A 16,656-nucleotide genomic window follows, 5' to 3' on the forward strand; every position below is an offset into this window, starting at 1 on the left:
AGGACACCGAACTCACCCGGTTCGCGTTCGGCCGATCACCCGCCTCCCCGCGCACACCCCGCTGACCTGCAGCCGCACTCCGCTGATTCGTCCGAATCCGCAGACAGGGGCGCCGCGGTTGCCCGCCGTGATCTCATAGCCGCAGACCCGGGCGACAAGCCGCGTCGGCGCTCCCTGCCAGTCGCCGTCGGTGACCAGCAGGGTGCAGCCCTTGATGCGGGCGCGAGCCACCACTGCCCGCGCCCGGCTCAGCGGGACCCGGCGCCCACCCAGACCCAGCACCACCAGATCCATGCCGTCGACGAGCACCGCGGCCACCTCCACCGGATCGTTCCCGGGATCCGGTATCACCGCGAGCCGGCTCAGATCCGCCCCCATCTCCACCGCGGCCAGCAGTCCGATATCCGGCTGGCCGACGATGGCCGCGTTTCCCCCGGCCGCCGTCACCGCGGCGATGATGCTCAGCAGCAGTGACCGCGCCCCGGACAGCACCGCCACCGACCCCCGGGGCAACTGGGTGGGTAGCGCCTCGGCCAGCCACGGTGGGACCGGCAGTTGGGATTCCGTTTCCGGCAGCAGCTCGTCGGAGCGGGTGACGGGCACCCTCTCGGGCGACTTCCCGGACAACACCGCGATCTGCCGGCGTAGCGATTCGAGCTGTTCCGTACGATCCTGATTGGAGGCGACTGCCGCCGTCATACAAGCCTCCTACCAGCGATTCCTTGACATTTTCGAAAGTATATTCGAAGTAAACACCCACCCACCGACAACCGTCAAGAAACGGGAGAGGCAGCTTTATGCGATCGGTGCTGCTGTGGCTCCTGGTGCTGTTTTGTGGCGCCATCGTGACGCCCGCACCGGCTAAAAGCGACTGCCAACCGGCCGAGTTTTTTCTCGCCGACAATGCCGATCCCCTGTTCGAGCCCCAGGCCGACGTGACGATCGCCCGGGGCGGCGTCGCCGTCACGGGATCGACGCCACTCGACGGGGTGTACTGGTCCAGCGCGCAGCAGCGGATCACTGTTGAGCGCTCCCGCGAATTCCATCTGTGCGGCGCCGGCGAGCCCGCCCTGCACGCCGCCGCCAAGGCACTGCGCCGTCAGTTCGACCAGGAATCGGTGCTGTCCTTCGACTACCTGCCCCAGCACGCGGCGGAGGCGAACGCGATCGTCGTCACCGTGCCGGATGTCGACATCGAACGCCTCGGCGCCGCGCTGGCGGCCGATCTTCCGGCCCGCAACCGGCTGCGCGGCGGATCCGTCACCGCGACCGACCACAGCCTGATCCTGGTCGCCGCAAACGGCGATCGCGATGTCGCTCGCCGGATCGTGACCGAGGCCGGCGGCAACTGGCAAGCGGCCGAAATTGCTTACGGCAGAAGCGAGTTCGTGGAGTAGAGCCGCGAGTGTGAGGCTAGCCGCACGTTGGACCTCGAGTGTGCGGCTGGCCGCACGTTCGGCGCCAGCTATTCCCACTCGATGGTGCCGGGCGGCTTGCTGGTGATATCCAGCACCACGCGGTTGACCTCGCGGACCTCGTTGGTGATCCGGGTCGAGATGCGTTCCAGCACCTCGTAGGGCACCCGGGTCCAGTCGGCGGTCATGGCGTCCTCGCTGGACACCGGCCGCAGCACGATCGGGTGCCCGTAGGTGCGGCCGTCACCCTGCACGCCGACCGAGCGCACGTCGCCCAGCAGCACCACCGGGCACTGCCAGATGATGCCGTCCAGGCCCGCCGCGGTCAGCTCTTCGCGGGCGATCGAGTCGGCACGCCGCAGCGTGTCCAACCGCGACGCGGTGACCTCGCCGACGATCCGGATACCCAGCCCCGGGCCCGGAAATGGCTGGCGTGCAACGATTTCCTCTGGCAGGCCCAGTTCCCGCCCGACGGCGCGCACCTCGTCCTTGAACAGCAACCGCAGCGGCTCGACGAGCTTGAACTTCAGGTCGTCGGGCAGGCCGCCGACGTTGTGGTGGCTCTTGATGTTCGCTGTCCCGCTGCCCCCGCCGGACTCCACCACGTCCGGATACAGGGTGCCCTGCACCAGGAAATCGACGCCGGATCCGTCCTCACCGACTATGTCTCGGACCGCACCCTCGAAGGCCCGGATGAACTGGCGGCCAATGATCTTGCGTTTGCCCTCGGGGTTGGTCACGCCCGACAGCGCCTCGAGGAAGGTATCGGCCGCGTCGACGGTGACCAGGTTGGCGCCGGTGGCGGCGACGAAATCGCGCTGCACCTGCGCGCGCTCACCGGCGCGCAACAGCCCATGATCGACGAAGACACAGGTCAGCCGGTCTCCGATGGCACGCTGTACCAGCGCCGCGGCCACCGCGGAATCCACCCCGCCGGACAGGCCGCAGATCGCATGGCCGTCACCGATCTGGGCCCGCACCTGCTCGGTCAGCGCCTCGGCGATGTTGGCGGGGGTCCATTCCGCACCGAGCCCGGCGAAGTCGTGCAGAAACCGGCTGAGCACCTGCTGCCCGTGCGGGCTGTGCATCACCTCGGGGTGATATTGCACCCCGGCCAGGCGACGGGCCCGGTTCTCGAAGCCGGCGACCGCGGCGCCCGCGCTGCTGGCCACCACGTCGAACCCCTCGGGCGCCGCCGTGACGGCGTCACCATGGCTCATCCAGACCGGCTGCGCCATGGGCAGGCCCGAATGTAGTTCGCCGCCAAGCACTTTCAACTCGGTACGGCCGTATTCACTGGTGCCGGTGTGCGCAACGGTGCCGCCCAGCGCCTGCGCCATCGCCTGAAACCCGTAGCAGATACCGAACACCGGCACGCCGAGGTCGAACACCGCCGGGTCCAGTTGCGGGGCGCCTTCGGCGTACACACTGGCAGGCCCGCCGGAGAGCACCAGCGCGACCGGATCCTTGGCTTTGATCTCGTCGATCGACGCGGTGTGCGGGATGACCTCCGAAAAGACCCGCGCTTCCCGGACGCGACGGGCGATCAACTGCGCATACTGCGCGCCGAAGTCGACCACCAGTACCGGGCGGGTCGGGCGTCCAACCGTGTCGAGGTCAGCAGGTTCAGCCACGGCCACGAGTCTAGTGGGGGCCGGCAACCGTCCTCATTCGTTATCGGTCCGCGCCCCCACATCAGGTACGTCGGTTGGACGATGCCGAATCGGGTGTTGGCGTAGCGCATCAGGGCCGACGGGCTGAAGTACACGTGCTGGCTGATCAAACCCCGGGATTGAGGGCCTACAGCGAAAAGCTGGCGCGCACCGCGTCTACGACCGCCGGATCGCCTGTCACGGTGACGCGCCGCAGCGCCGCCTTCCGTTTAGCCTCGCTCGGGGCCAGCCGGGCGGTTACCAGATCCGCCGCGCCGGCGGTGATGGTCACCGAGGGCTCACCGTGCGCGCCGGCCAGGCGACCCCGCGTGATCGCGAAGTCGAAACGACGGCCGTCGATCTCGGCGCGGCACGTCACCTCTAGCCCCGCGGCTCGCAACCGGTCGAAGCCAAGCAGGATGCCAGCCAGGAACCCGCTGAGCGGCGTCACCGGGCCCTCGTCGATCGGATCAAGCCGGTCCACACCGAACCACGCGAGGCTCTGGATGATCGGCAGCACCCGCTGCCAGCCCACGTCACTGACCGTGTAGACGGTGCGCCCGATCGGAGCCGGCAGGTCGGTTCGGTCGACCAACCCGGCGTCTTGCAGCTCCTTGAGTCGCTCGGCGAGCAGATTGGTTGCGATGCCAGGAAGTTCGGCGCGCAGGTCACCGTAGCGCCGCGCCCCTCCGACCAACTCGCGCAGGATCAGCAACGTCCAGCGCTCACCCAAGACGTCGAGCCCGCGCGCGATCGGGCAGTTCTGGTTGTAGTTGCGTGTCCGCACAAACCCACGCTACCCGCACTAGACATGTTTTTCCATCTTTTACTTGATTTATTTGTCTATCTGATTTACCGTCTTGTCCATGCGTAAGAACCTCGCGCTCACCGTGATCCGCCTGGGCGTCTTCGTCATCAGCGTCGACGCCACCATCGTCAACGTCGCCCTGCCCACGCTGTCGCGCGAACTCGATGCCGACACCTCGCAGCTGCAATGGATCGTCGACGCTTACACCCTGGTGATGTCCGGGCTGCTGCTGTCGGCCGGCAGCTTCAGCGACCGCTACGGCCGACGCGGCTGGCTCAATGCCGGCCTCGCATTGTTCGCGATCACGTCAGGCCTTGCGGCGCAATCGAATTCCGCGGACCAGCTGATCGCGGCGCGGGCCGCCATGGGGGTGGGCGCGGCGGTGATCTTCCCGACCACGCTGGGCCTGATCACCAACATCTTCACCGACCCGGTGCGCCGCGCCAAGGCGATCGGCTTGTGGGCGGCGATGGTCGGTGTCGGGGTGGCGGTAGGACCGATCAGCGGTGGCTGGCTGCTCGAGCACTTCTGGTGGGGTGCCATCTTCATCGTGAACATCCCGATCGCGGCGGTGGCCATCATCGGCGGCATCTTGTTCGTGCCGACCTCCCGCGACCCCGCGGCACCGCGCGTCGACGTGCCGGGGCTGATCCTGTCGGCGGCCGGCATCACCGCGCTGGTCTACACCGTCATCGAGGCGCCGTCGCGGGGCTGGACCAGCACCCGCGCCGCGGTCGGATTCGCCACGGCCGCCGCCCTTCTCGTCGGGTTCGCGCTGTGGGAACGCCGCAGCACCCACCCCATGCTCGACATCACGGTGTTCTCGAACCGCCGGTTCTCCGGTGGCAGCCTCGCGGTGACCGCCGGCTTTCTGACCCTGTTCGGCTTCATCTTCGTGATCACCCAGTACTTCCAATTCATCAAGGAGTACAGCGCATTTGCCAGCGGCGTGCGACTGCTGCCGGTCGCCGCGACGATCGCGCTGGGCAGCATCCTGGGGCCGCGACTGGTGGAGCGGATCGGCACCACCGCGGTCGTCGCCGGCGGACTGACCGTATTCGCGGCCGGCCTGGCCTGGGCATCGACCGCCGACGCCGCGACGAGCTACACCGAGATCGCCGCCCAGATGCTGTTGCTCGGCGGCGGCCTGGGACTGACGTTTTCGCCGTCCACCGAGGCGATCATGGGATCGCTGTCCGCCGACAAGGCCGGGATCGGCTCGGCCGTCAACGACACCACGCGCGAGTTCGGCGGCACCCTGGATGTCGCCATCGTGGGTACCGTGTTCGCTTCGGTCTACTCCGCCCACCTCGGCTCCGTGCCGGCCCTGGCCGCCCTTCCGGCCGAGGCGACCTCGGCGATGCGGAGCTCAATGGCATTGGCGCACAGGGTGATCGAGCAGCTTCCCGCTGAGCACGCCGGCCCGGTGCGCGACGCCGTCAACCGCGCGTTCCTGGACGGCCTGCAGGTGGGTTCGCTGGTCTGCGCGGGAATCGCATTGACGGCGGCGATCGCCGTCGCCGGTCTGCTGCCGGCACGTCAATTGGAAACGGCACCGCAATTGCAAAGGGAAAACGCATGAGTACTCGCGTATTGGTCACCGGCGCGACGGGAAAAATCGGTGGTGCGGTCGCCGCCCAGCTGCTCGAGAAGGGCGTCGCCACCCGGGCCATCGTGCATCGTGAAGACGCACGCAGCGCGCGGCTTCGGCAGTTGGGCGCCGAGGTCGTCGTCACCGATTTGTTTGACATTCAACAGATTACGGCCGCAATGGCCGGGGTGGACCGGCTGTTCTTCAATCCCCCGTACCACCCGCACGCACTCGACAGCGCGGTCACGTTTGCCGTGGCCGCCCAGCGGGCGGGCACCGAAGCGGTAGTGGCGCTTGGGCAATGGCTGGCCAGCCCCCAACATCCCTCGCTGATGACCCGGCATGCCTGGTTGACCGACAAGCTCTTCGAGCTGCTGCCGCATACCGCGCATGTGGCCGTCGACCCGGGATACTTCGCGGACAACTACCTGCAGCTGGTCCCCCTCGCCTCGCAGCTCGGAGTGTTGCCGACGCCGACCGGGGCCGGCCGAAATGCGCCGCCCTCCAACGAAGACATCGCCCGGGTCGCGGTGGGCGCACTGCTCGATCCGCACCGCCACGACGGCCGCGCCTACCGGCCGACAGGACCGGAGCTGTTATCGGGAGCGCAGATCGCCGACGCGGTCGGTGAGGCATTGGGCCGGCGCGTGCGGCACGTCGACGTTCCCGCCTGGATGTTCATGCGCGCGGTGCGCGTCAACAGAAAGTGGCTCGGCGCCGACATGTTCTTCGAATCCAGTGTGCGCCACTACCTGCCCGAGCACGGCCTGGGAACCTGGGAGGTCGGCGGCCCGACCACACATGTCCGCGATGTCGCCGGCGTCGAACCTGAGGACTTCTTGACGATCGCGCGGCGTTACGTTCATGGGCCGGAATCCCGGCTCACCGCAACCAATTTCATACGCCAGATATGGAGTTTCATGCTGATCGGGCTGGTACCGATGCATCGGTTGGAACGATTCGACCGACTCCAGCAGCATCCCCAGCCGGCACAGGCCCGACTGTCGGGACAGTCAGCGCTCTGGCGAAGCGAGCACAACGTGGCATCCCAACTCACCGAGCGTGAATTCGGCTTCACGCTGAAGGCCTGAAAGGCGAGCAGAAATGAACGCAATCGAAACTCAATATTCGACCGGGTTGTCGCAGCACAACATCGAGCGGGCGTTGATCCCCGCCGGCAAAGATCTCGACCACCTGGTGCCCGCCGACCTGGGCCTGCTGGAGGACTTCCACACGATGGGCCGCATCGCGACCGCCCAACTGGTGGACCTCGCCGGGATCACCGAGCAGAGCAAGGTGCTCGACGCCGGCAGCGGGGTCGGTGGCACCGCGCGCTACGTCGCCGACCGCTTCGGCAGCACCGTCAGCGCCGTCGACCTCACCGACGAATACTGCGAAACACACCGCTGGCTCAACCGACTCGTCGGGCTGGACGGCCGGATATCGGTGCACCAGGGTGACGTCACCGCGCTCCCCTTCACCGATGCGAGCTTCGACGTCGCGATCAGTCAGCATGTCCAGATGAATGTGGCCGACAAGGCGGGCTTGTACTCCGAGGCTCGGCGGGTGCTGGTCGATGGGGGTCGTCTTGCCTTGTGGGACATCACCATTGGCGATGGCCGTGAACTCGGCTTTCCCCTGCCGTGGGCCGATCACCCCGCGCATAGCCATCTGGTCAGCCCCGACGACTTGCGCGCGGTGATCGAGTCTTGCGGCTTCGTCGTCGACCAGTGGAACGATCTCACCGACCAGGCGGGCGCGATCATGCAGGCCCTGCTGGCCCAACCCGCCAGCCCGCTGGGCCTGCACGCGTTCGTCGCCGACTTCGCCCGCAAGGCACAGAATCTGACCGCCGCGTTGACCGACGGACGGCTGCGGGTGATCCAGGGCGTCGCCCGAGCGAACGGTTGAATGCCATGAACGTCAACGAGGTTCCGGATCAGCGTTACACAACGACGTGGACCGGCGGACACGGCGACGTCCGGTTCCTGACCCGCTCCGACGGGTCACGGTTGCGGTACTTCACCGCCGGGACCGGGCCGCCGGTGGTGCTGCTGCACACCGTCCGCACCCAACTGGACTACTTCCAGCGGGTCATTCCCGGACTGTGGGACGACTTCACCGTCTACGCCCTGGACCTGCCCGGCATGGGCTGGTCCGACATCGTTCTCGGTGCCCGCTACGGCGAAGTCGAGTTGCTGAGCGCCGTAACAGAATTCGTGACTTTGCTGGACCTGCATGACGCGACGCTGGCCGGCGAATCGATGGGCGCCGCGCTGTCGCTGTTGGCCTCCATCGAGCTGACGGACAACATCAGCACGGTGATCGCGTTCAACGCCTACGACTACCCGAGCGGGCTGGAACGCGGCAACTGGTTTGCCCGGCTGATCGGCACCTCCGTCCGCGCTCCCGGAGTCGGACTCATCTTCGCCCGGCTGGAGAATCGACTGATCCTGAGCGGCGTGCTGCGCGGCGGCTTCGCCGACCCCCGCGCGCTGCCGAAAGACTTTCTGCGCGAGCTACGCCGCAGCGGCCGCCGGAAAGGCTATCCGAGGGTGAACCGCGCCATCATGCGTAACCTCAGCGAGTTCCGAAACGCGCGGAGCCGCTATCCGCTCGTCAGCGTGCCCGTCACACTCGTGTATTCCGAGGATGATTGGTCGCGGGTGCACGAACGCGAGCAGGTTGCCCGCCAGCTGCAGGTCGAGGCCGTCACGCTGCCCGGTGTCGGCCACTTCTCCGCGCTGGAACGCCCGGCCGACATGGTTCGCATCCTGCGGCGCGTAGCAAGAATGTGAGTTCGCTGGCGACCTGCGGGCAAGCATGGTGGAGTGGTATCGCCCAACTACTCCGACAGTGAGGATCCTCTGTGCTGGGTCTGCCAGAGAAGGTGCGTGCCTGCCTGTTCGACCTCGACGGCGTGCTCACCGACACCGCGAGCGTCCACACCAAGGCGTGGAAGGCCATGTTCGACGCTTACCTGTCCCAGCGAGCCGAGCGCACCGGGGAGCCGTTCGTGCCCTTCGACGCCGCCGCGGATTACCGGACTTACGTCGACGGTAAGAAGCGCGAAGACGGGGTCCGGTCGTTCCTGCACAGCCGGGGCATCGAACTGCCCGACGGCGATCACGACGACTCCGGTGACGCCGAAACCGTTTACGGACTGGGCAACCGCAAGAACGAGATGTTCCAGAAGGTGCTTGAGAGAGACGGCGTCGAGGTGTTCGACGGGTCGCGGCGCTACCTGGAGGCGGCGTCGGCCGCGGGCCTGGGCATCGCCGTTGTGTCGTCGAGCGCCAACACGCGCGAGGTGCTCGAGATCACCGGGCTGGAGCGGTTCGTGCAGCAACGCGTGGACGGGGTGACGCTGCGCAAGGAACACATCAAAGGCAAACCCGCGCCCGATTCCTATCTGCGCGGTGCGCAGTTGCTCGATGTCACCCCCGACGCGGCCGCCGTGTTCGAGGACGCCCTGTCGGGGGTGGCGGCCGGTCATGCCGGTAACTTCGGCTACGTGGTGGGCGTTGACCGAGTGGGCCAGGCCGAAGATCTCCGTCGCAGCGGCGCTGACATCGTGGTGACCGACCTCGCGGAATTGCTCGACGCATGATCACTCAAGAAGCCTTCCCGGTCGAACCGTGGGTGATCCGCGAGACGCGGCTCGACCTGAATCTGATCGCCCAGTCCGAATCGCTATTCGCCTTGTCCAACGGGCACATCGGGCTGCGTGGCAACCTCGACGAGGGCGAGCCGTACGGCTTGCCGGGCACCTACCTGAACTCGTTCTACGAGATCCGGCCGCTGCCCTACGCCGAGGCCGGCTACGGCTACCCGGAAGCCGGTCAGACCGTCGTCGACGTGACCAACGGCAAGATCATCCGGCTGTTCGTCGAGGACGAGCCCTTCGACGTCCGGTACGGCGAACTCCTCTCGCACGAGCGCGTCCTGGACATGAAGGCCGGAACCCTGACTCGCAGCGCGCACTGGCGTTCGCCGGTGGGCAAGGAAGTCAGGGTCACCTCCACCCGGCTGGTCTCGCTCGCGCATCGCAGCGTCGCCGCCATCGAATACTGCGTTGAGGCGGTCAACGAGTTCGTCCGCGTCACCGTGCAGTCGGAGCTGGTCACCAACGAGGACCAACCGACGACGTCGGCCGACCCCCGGGTGGCGGCCATCCTGGAAAACCCGCTGGAGGTCGTCGAACACGACGAGACCGACTGCGGCGCGCTGCTGATGCACCGCACCCGCGCGAGCCAGCTGATGATGACCGCGGGAATGGACCACATCGTCGAGGTGCCCGGGCGGGTCGAAGTCACCAGCGACGCCGGTCCCGACCTGGCGCGCACCACCGTGATCTGCGGGCTGCGCCCCGGCCAGAAACTGCGCATCGTCAAGTACCTCGCGTACGGCTGGTCCAGCCAGCGCTCCCGGCCCGCGCTGCGCGACCAGGTCGCCGCCGCGCTGCACAGCGCTCGCTACAGCGGGTGGGACGGGCTGGTGAAGGCGCAGCGGCAGTTCCTCGACGACTTCTGGGCCAACGCGGACGTGGAGGTCGAAGGCGACTCCGAATCCCAGCAGGCCGTGCGGTTCGGGCTGTTCCACCTGGTCCAGGCCAGCGCCCGGGCCGAGCGCCGCGCGATCCCCAGCAAGGGGCTGACCGGAACGGGCTACGACGGCCACGCCTTCTGGGACACCGAGGGTTTCGTGCTCCCGGTGCTGACGTACACGCTGCCGCACGCGGTCGCCGACTCGCTGCGGTGGCGGGCGTCGACGATGGACATGGCCCGGGACCGGGCGAAGGAACTCGGCCTCGAGGGCGTCAGCTTCCCGTGGCGAACCATCCGCGGCCAGGAGTGTTCCGGCTACTGGCCCGCCGGCACCGCGGCGTTCCACATCAATGCCGACATCGCGATGGCCTTCGAGCGCTACCGCGTCGTCACCGGCGATCAGTCACTAGAGGCCGACTGCGGCCTGGCGGTGCTCGTCGAGACGTCCCGGCTGTGGATGTCGCTCGGGCATCACGACCGCCACGGCGTCTGGCACCTCGACGGTGTCACGGGCCCCGACGAGTACACGGCGATCGTGCGCGACAACGTCTTCACGAATTTGATGGCCGCGCACAACCTGGTCGTCGCCGCAGATGCCTGCAACCGTCATCCCGAGGCGGCCGAGGCGCTCGGCGTCACCCACGAGGAGACGGCCTCCTGGCGCGACGCGGCCGACGCCGTCCACATCCCCTACGACGAAGAGCTGGGCGTCCACCAGCAGTGCGAAGGCTTCACCAAGTTCGCGGAGTGGGATTTCGAGAACCGGCACAAATATCCACTGCTGCTGCACGAGCCGTATGTGCGGCTCTACCCGGCGCAGGTGATCAAGCAGGCCGACCTGGTGCTCGCGATGCAGTGGCAGAGCCACGCGTTCACGCCCGAACAGAAGGCTCGCAACGTCGACTACTACGAGCGGCGCACGGTGCGCGACTCGTCGCTGTCGGCGTGCTGCCAGGCCGTGATGTGCGCCGAGGTCGGGCATCTGGAGCTCGCGCATGACTACGCCTACGAGGCCGCGCTGATCGATCTGCGCGACCTGCACTCCACCACCCGCGACGGGTTGCACATGGCATCGCTGGCCGGCGCGTGGATGGCGATCGTCGCGGGCTTCGGCGGCCTGCGCGACGACGACGGCATCCTGGAGATCGATCCCGCGTTGCCCGACGGCATCACGCGGCTGCGATTCCGGGTGCGGTGGCGCGACTTTCGGCTGATCGTCGACGCGAACCACAACGACGTCACCTACACGCTGAGCGACGGAGACAGCGGTGAGCTGGCTATTCGGCACGCCGGCGAGGAACTCGTGCTGAAGACGGATGCGCCGAAGACGATCGCGGTCCGCCAGCGCAAGGCGCTGCTGCCACCGCCGCCACAACCACCCGGCTGCGAGCCCACGCACCGGCGTGCGCAGGCCCATCAGCTCGGGGGCAAGTAGCCGCGGCGGCTACACCACCGGCGCGCCGTCTTCGGTTGCGGCAGAGGCGATCTCGTGGTCCAGCAGCTCGACGATACGCGCCGTGACGGCGGCCGCGGTGGGGTGTTCCCACAGCAGCGTCGGTGGCAGCGCCAGCCCGGTCTGCTTCTCGAGCTGACGCCGCAGCGCGACCGTCATGATCGAGTCCACGCCGATCTCGACCAGCGGCATCCGGGCGTCGACGCTGTCGACGGACAGGCCGAGCTCGGCGGCGACCGCCGTGAGGACCTGCTGTGTCACCCATTCCCCGGTGTCCATGTCGCCGGGCCCGACTTGTTCAAAGTCGTTGGACAGAACGGAATCCGCAGCGACCGCGGCCGCGATGTCGGCAAGGATCGGCACCGACCTGGCATCCGGGAGTATCGGCAACACCACCGGGTTCGCCTCCCGCGAGCGCATCGCGACGTCGAGGGCACGCAGCGCGTCGTCCGCGCCGATGGTGTCCATTCCCAGTGCGTCCAGTTGCGCGGCAATGTATCCGGAATCCGAACCCATACCGAGGCCGCGCCAGGCGGTCCAGGCCACGCTGGTCGTGACGTCGCCCAGCCCGCGCCGGTGCCGGGCCAGCGCGTCCAGGAAGGCGTTGCCGCAGGCGTAGGCGCCCTGCCCGGGAAAGCCGGCCAGGTAACCGCACGAGGAGTACAGCACCAGCCAGTCCAGTTCCCCGGGCGGGAACATCTCGTGCAGGGCAAGCGCCCCGTCGACCTTCGGATGCATGGTCATCGCGATCTCGTCGATCGTCGTATTCGCAAGGAATACACCGGCTTCCACGCCCGCGGCATGAACCACGCCACGCACCGGCGGTAACTCGGCCAGCACCGAACGCAGTTCGTCGACCGCTCCGGGCGCGGCGATGTCCAGGGCGATCGCCTGCACCCAGATGCCGCGCTCCTCGAGCGCGGATACCGTGCGGATCTGGCTTTGATTGCCCGCGGTGGCCCACGCCGAGCGTTCGGGAAGACCGGACCGGGACAACAGCAGCACACGGCGCGCACCCAGATCCGCCAGCCGTTCGGCGATGCGCAGGCCCAGCGCGCCGGTGCCACCGGTGACCAGATAGGTTCCGGACGGGGTGCATTCCATCGTCGGGCCGGTGGCACCGACGATGTTGGCCATCCGGGCCGTCTGTGCGACGCCGTCGCGAACCACCACCACGGCGTGGCCGCCGAGCGTGGCCAGCGCGCCCAGCGGCAGCCGCTCCTCGTCAAGGTCGAGCACGCCACCCCACAGCGTGGGATGTTCGGCGGCGGCCACCCTCGACAACCCCCACAGCGGTGAACGGCTCACGTCGGTGCCCTCGTGCACACCCTGGGTCAGGGTCCACAGTCGAGGTGAGATGCCTTTGTGCAGAACCGCTTTGAGGGTATTCAGCACGGTGTCCACCGCTTCGACCGGACTGTCGCCGGCGCGCGGCAATACCAGCACAGCGGCCGTGGAATCCAGCTCGGCGGGGAGGTCGGCAGGTGTGGCGCACACCCGGTACGCGATATCGGCGGCCTTCAAGTCGTGTTCGCACCACGCCTGGACGGCTGGATCGCCGCCGAGTAGCACCACTTCGGCCGGTGCCGCATCGGCGTCGAAAGGTGTTGGATGCCACTCGATTCGGTGCACCACGCGGGACATGTCGCCGGCGGTGTTCTCGAGTTCCTCGAACGTCATCCCGCTGATCGCCACCAGCGGTCTTCCGGTGAGCGAGGCGATGGTGACGTCGGTGCTGGTGCCCTGATCACGCCGGCGGACGTGTAGTAGCACCGAATCAGAAGGCGTACCAAGGATTCTCACTCGATCGATGCGAGCGGGCATGCGCAGCCGGGGCGGGCCGTCAAACACCGTGGACGCTACCGAGGTGGCCGCATCGATCAGCCCGGCCCACGTCGAGGGGTGCGAACCGTCCGGCTCGGCACGCACCTGCGCCAGGAATTCGCCGGCACCGGCCCAGAGATCGACCACCTCCCAGCCGAAACCCATCTCGGCGACACCGAGGGCGGCCAGCTTGTCCACCACGCTGTTCGGCGGCAGTTGCTCGGTGCACCGGACCCGGATCGCGGTCTCGTCCAGGCGCGGCACCTCGCGATCGTCGGTGGCGGCGGCGATCGCGGTGCAGTGTGTCAGCCAGCCGCCCACCTCGGGGCCCTCGTCATCGACCAGCCGGGTGGCGATGGCCAGCGCCTGATCCTGCAGCACCACCTGCACGTCGCGGGCGCGGGCCGGCGCGACGGGGGTGCGCAGATGCACCTGCGTCACATCGGTTCCGTCCGTTTCAGTGGCCGTCAGGAACGTGTTGAGCAGCACCGCGGCCGGCACGATCTCGGTGCCCTGCACGGGATGGTTGCCGGGATACGGCCGGGTCGCCATGTCCAGCCGGGTCTCCCAGACCCGCGCCGGCACCGCGCCGGTGACCTCGAGCCGGCCACCGAGCAGGGTGTGGCTGTCCGCGTCGTGCACGCCGCGGGCCGCGGGCGGCGCGCTCGGGATGCGCCAGAAGTCGCGGTGCTGCCACTGGGTGCCCGGCAGGTCGCCGGCCCACGGCGTGGCGGTGGTGACGTCGCCGACGGGAGCGCCGTAGCAGTGCAAGGCGGCGACCGCAGCGGCGACCGACCGCCGGGAGGGTTGGTCGCGGCGTAGCACGCCAACGGCTGCGTGCTCGTCAATGTCCAAGTGCAGCAACGTTTCCACGATGGAGTGCGACACCACGGGGTGGGCCGCGACCTCGAGGAAGAGCCGGTGCCCGTCCTCGGCCGCCGCACAGACCGCTTCCGCGAAGCGGACCCGGTCGCGCAGATTGGCGACCCAGTACTCCGGTCCACGCGGCGCGGACGATCGCGGGTCGGACAGCGCGGTGGTGTACAGCGGAATCTGGGCCGGCCGCGGCCTCGGCAGCGCAGCGGTGAGCCGCGCGAGGTCGGCAGTGAGCGCGTCCATCGCGGGGCTGTGGAACGCGACGTCGGTTTTGACGCGGCGGACCACCAGGCCCTCGTCGGCCCAGCGGCCGGCCACCTCGTCGACGGCCGCGACGGTGCCGGACACCACCGTCGAGGTCGCTGACGCGCTGATGGCGGCCACCACGTCGGTGCGGGTACCGAGCCGCTGTTGGGCATCGGCGAACGGCAGCGGCACCAGCGCCATCGCACCCTCGCCCATCACCTTGCGGAAGCCGCGGGCGCGGTAGCACGCCACGGCCGCCCCCTGGGCCAGGTCGAACACGCCCGCGGTCACGCACGCGGCGACCTCGCCCACGGAGTGACCGATCACCGCGGCGGGGCGTACGCCTCGCTCGCACAGCACCGCGGCCAGGCCGACCTGCATCGCGAAGGTCAGCGCCTGCACCTGGTCGGTGCCGCCCAGCTCGCCCGAGGTCAGTGCCTCACGTGCGGAGAAGCCCAGTTCGGCGACGAAGATCGGATCGATCGCGTCGACCACGGCGGCGAACGCCGGTTCGCCCGCCAGCAACTCCTGGCCCATCCGCGGCCAGTGCGAGCCGTGGCCGGAGAACACCCACACGGCACCCTCGGACGCGGCGGGCAGCACGCTGCCGCGCACCAGCGCCGGGTCGCGCCCGTCGGCAGCTAACGTGCCCAACGCGTCGAGAAGTTCCTCGGACCTTTCGGCGACCACTGCCGCGCGCACCGGTTCGTGGCTGCGGCGGGCCCACAGGGTCGCGGCGATCTCCGGCAGCGAGATCTCGCGGCCGTCGAGGTGCTCGGCCAGCGCCGCGGCCTGCGCAGTCAGCCTGCTTTCCGAGCGGCCCGACAGCGGAATCACAGTCGGCACAGCAGTTTTCACGGATCGCGGCGCGGCGCTCGGCGCCGGTGGCGCCTCCTCGAGCAACACGTGCGCGATCGTGCCGCCGTAGCCGTAGCTGCACACCGCCGCTCGGCGGGGGTGGCCGGGCCGGCGCGACCAGGCCAGCGGCTCGGTCGGCACCCGCAGGCCGCTGTTGTCCCAGTCGACGTCGGGGGTGAGTGTGCCGATGCCCGCGGTGGGCGGGATCCTCTGGTGGTGCAGGGCCAGTACGGCCTTGATCAGTCCGACGGCCCCGGCGCCGCCCTCGAGATGGCCGGTGTTCGGTTTCACCGAGCCGACGAGCGCGGGGTCGTCGTCGGGCCGGGCGGCTCCGTACACCTGCGCCAGCGCCGTCACCTCGACGGGATCGCCTGTGGGAGTGCCGGTTCCGTGGGCCTCGATGAAGTCGACGGTGGCCGGGTCGATGTCGCAGGACCGGCAGGCCAGCCGGAAGAGATCCGCCTGGGCGGCGCCGTTGGGCGACATGATGCCGACCGTGCGGCCGTCCTGTGCGACCGCGCCGCCGCGGACCACGGCCAGCACCCGGTCACCGTCGTGCACGGCGTCGGCGAGCCGCTTGAGTACCACCACGGCCGCGCCCTCACCGCGGCCGTAGCCGTCGGCGGACGCGTCGAAGGTCTTGCAGCGACCGTCGGGAGCCGTCGCGCCGGCCTGATCCAGCACGCGGGTCAAGCCGGGCCCGATCAGCGCGCTGACGCCGCCGGCCAGTGCCAGCGCCGTCTCCCCGGAGCGCAGCAACTGGCAGGCCTGATGCACGGCCACCAGCGAGGCCGCGCACGCGGCGTCCAGGGCGACGCTGGGCCCGCGCAGATCGAGCAGGTGTGACACCCGGTTGGCGATGCCGCACAGCGAGGTGCCGATGCCCGTCCAGGCCTCGATGCCGGGCAGGTCTTCCATCAGCAGCTTGCCGTAATCGTCGGAGTTGACGCCCATCAGCACGGCGGTGTCACTGCCGGCCAGCGAGCGCGGCGGCACCCCGGCGTGTTCGAGCGCCTCCCAGCTGACCTCGAGGGCCAGCCGCTGCTGGGGGTCCATCAGTTCGGCCTCGCGGGGCGAGACACCGAAGAACTCGGCGTCGAATCCTGCGAGGTTGTCGATAAAGGTGCCCCAGGGCGTGGTGTCCTTGAGCACCGCGGCGTTGCGCGGATCACGCCACAGATAGGGCTCCCACCGGTCGGCGGGCACCTCGCGCACCGCGCTGCCGCCGGACAGCAGGAAATCCCAAAACGCCTCGGCGGTGGTGACATCACCGGCCAGGCGGCAACCGAGGCCGATGATGGCGATCGGTTCCGGCGTCGCGTTCGGCGTCACGCTTGATGCCGGAAGTTGGTCATTAGTACCACCATTCAATGTCATCTCAGTTGA

General features: G+C 68.7%; 10 protein-coding genes and 1 pseudogene. 7 read left to right on the forward strand and 4 right to left on the reverse strand.

The annotated features are described in order from the left end of the window. Positions 1-12 precede the first annotated feature (12 nt). A complete protein-coding gene (locus tag G6N54_RS13035; RefSeq protein ID WP_163790506.1) occupies positions 13-699 on the reverse strand; it encodes a hypothetical protein in 687 nt (228 codons plus the stop codon). Positions 700-797: 98 nt separating this feature from the next. Here G6N54_RS13035 and G6N54_RS13040 point away from each other — a divergent pair, with 98 nt between their 5' ends. Next, positions 798-1,397: a hypothetical protein gene (locus tag G6N54_RS13040; protein ID WP_163790507.1), complete on the forward strand. Its 600-nt coding sequence runs from the start codon at positions 798-800 to the stop codon at positions 1,395-1,397. Between the two features lie 68 nt (positions 1,398-1,465). Here G6N54_RS13040 and guaA read toward each other — a convergent pair whose 3' ends face one another. Both guaA and G6N54_RS13050 read right to left on the reverse strand, forming a co-directional pair. Further along, positions 1,466-3,049: a glutamine-hydrolyzing GMP synthase gene (gene guaA / locus G6N54_RS13045; protein WP_163790508.1), complete on the reverse strand. Its 1,584-nt coding sequence runs from the start codon at positions 3,047-3,049 to the stop codon at positions 1,466-1,468. Between the two features lie 166 nt (positions 3,050-3,215). Continuing rightward, positions 3,216-3,854 (reverse strand): winged helix-turn-helix transcriptional regulator, encoded by a 639-nt coding sequence (locus G6N54_RS13050; protein ID WP_163790509.1) that lies wholly within the window; start codon positions 3,852-3,854, stop codon positions 3,216-3,218. Between the two features lie 79 nt (positions 3,855-3,933). On the opposite strand from G6N54_RS13050, the gene G6N54_RS13055 reads away from it, so the two are divergent. From G6N54_RS13055 to G6N54_RS13080, 6 genes and pseudogenes are all read left to right on the forward strand, one after another. Further along, positions 3,934-5,457 (forward strand): MFS transporter, encoded by a 1,524-nt coding sequence (locus tag G6N54_RS13055; RefSeq protein WP_163790510.1) that lies wholly within the window; start codon positions 3,934-3,936, stop codon positions 5,455-5,457. Next, complete coding sequence (locus tag G6N54_RS13060; RefSeq protein WP_163790511.1) at positions 5,454-6,557, forward strand: NmrA family NAD(P)-binding protein; 1,104 nt, start codon at positions 5,454-5,456, stop codon at positions 6,555-6,557. Before G6N54_RS13055 ends, G6N54_RS13060 begins: the two co-directional genes overlap by 4 nt. A 13-nt stretch (positions 6,558-6,570) precedes the next feature. Then, entirely contained in the window at positions 6,571-7,377 is an 807-nt protein-coding gene (locus tag G6N54_RS13065; RefSeq protein WP_163790512.1) for a class I SAM-dependent methyltransferase, read from the forward strand. Positions 7,378-7,382: 5 nt separating this feature from the next. Then, positions 7,383-8,264 carry an alpha/beta fold hydrolase gene (locus tag G6N54_RS13070; RefSeq protein ID WP_163790513.1) on the forward strand — a complete coding sequence of 294 codons (882 nt, stop codon included), beginning with the start codon at positions 7,383-7,385 and terminating at the stop codon, positions 8,262-8,264. A 25-nt stretch (positions 8,265-8,289) separates the two neighbouring features. Continuing rightward, a pseudogene (locus tag G6N54_RS13075) lies at positions 8,290-9,076 on the forward strand (beta-phosphoglucomutase family hydrolase). Beyond that, positions 9,073-11,448, forward strand: a complete 2,376-nt coding sequence (locus G6N54_RS13080; protein WP_163790515.1) for a glycoside hydrolase family 65 protein — start codon at positions 9,073-9,075, stop codon at positions 11,446-11,448. Before G6N54_RS13075 ends, G6N54_RS13080 begins: the two are co-directional and overlap by 4 nt. A 9-nt stretch (positions 11,449-11,457) precedes the next feature. On the opposite strand, the gene G6N54_RS13085 is transcribed toward G6N54_RS13080, so the two are convergent. After that, on the reverse strand, positions 11,458-16,647 hold the full coding sequence (locus tag G6N54_RS13085; protein WP_163790516.1) for a type I polyketide synthase: 5,190 nt from the start codon (positions 16,645-16,647) through the stop codon (positions 11,458-11,460). Positions 16,648-16,656: the final 9 nt, after the last annotated feature.

The sequence above is a fragment of the Mycobacterium stomatepiae genome (assembly GCF_010731715.1).
GTDB lineage: Bacteria > Actinomycetota > Actinomycetes > Mycobacteriales > Mycobacteriaceae > Mycobacterium > Mycobacterium stomatepiae.

Excerpts from the sequence above, each read along its gene's own strand:
- G6N54_RS13035 (WP_163790506.1), bottom strand. The coding sequence starts at position 699 with ATGACGGCGGCAGTCGCCTCCAATCAGGATCGTACGGAACAGCTCGAA.
- G6N54_RS13040 (WP_163790507.1), top strand. The coding sequence starts at position 798 with ATGCGATCGGTGCTGCTGTGGCTCCTGGTGCTGTTTTGTGGCGCCATC.
- G6N54_RS13055 (WP_163790510.1), top strand. The coding sequence starts at position 3,934 with ATGCGTAAGAACCTCGCGCTCACCGTGATCCGCCTGGGCGTCTTCGTC.
- G6N54_RS13060 (WP_163790511.1), top strand. The coding sequence starts at position 5,454 with ATGAGTACTCGCGTATTGGTCACCGGCGCGACGGGAAAAATCGGTGGT.
- G6N54_RS13065 (WP_163790512.1), top strand. The coding sequence starts at position 6,571 with ATGAACGCAATCGAAACTCAATATTCGACCGGGTTGTCGCAGCACAAC.
- G6N54_RS13070 (WP_163790513.1), top strand. The coding sequence starts at position 7,383 with ATGAACGTCAACGAGGTTCCGGATCAGCGTTACACAACGACGTGGACC.
- G6N54_RS13080 (WP_163790515.1), top strand. The coding sequence starts at position 9,073 with ATGATCACTCAAGAAGCCTTCCCGGTCGAACCGTGGGTGATCCGCGAG.
- G6N54_RS13085 (WP_163790516.1), bottom strand. The coding sequence starts at position 16,647 with ATGACATTGAATGGTGGTACTAATGACCAACTTCCGGCATCAAGCGTG.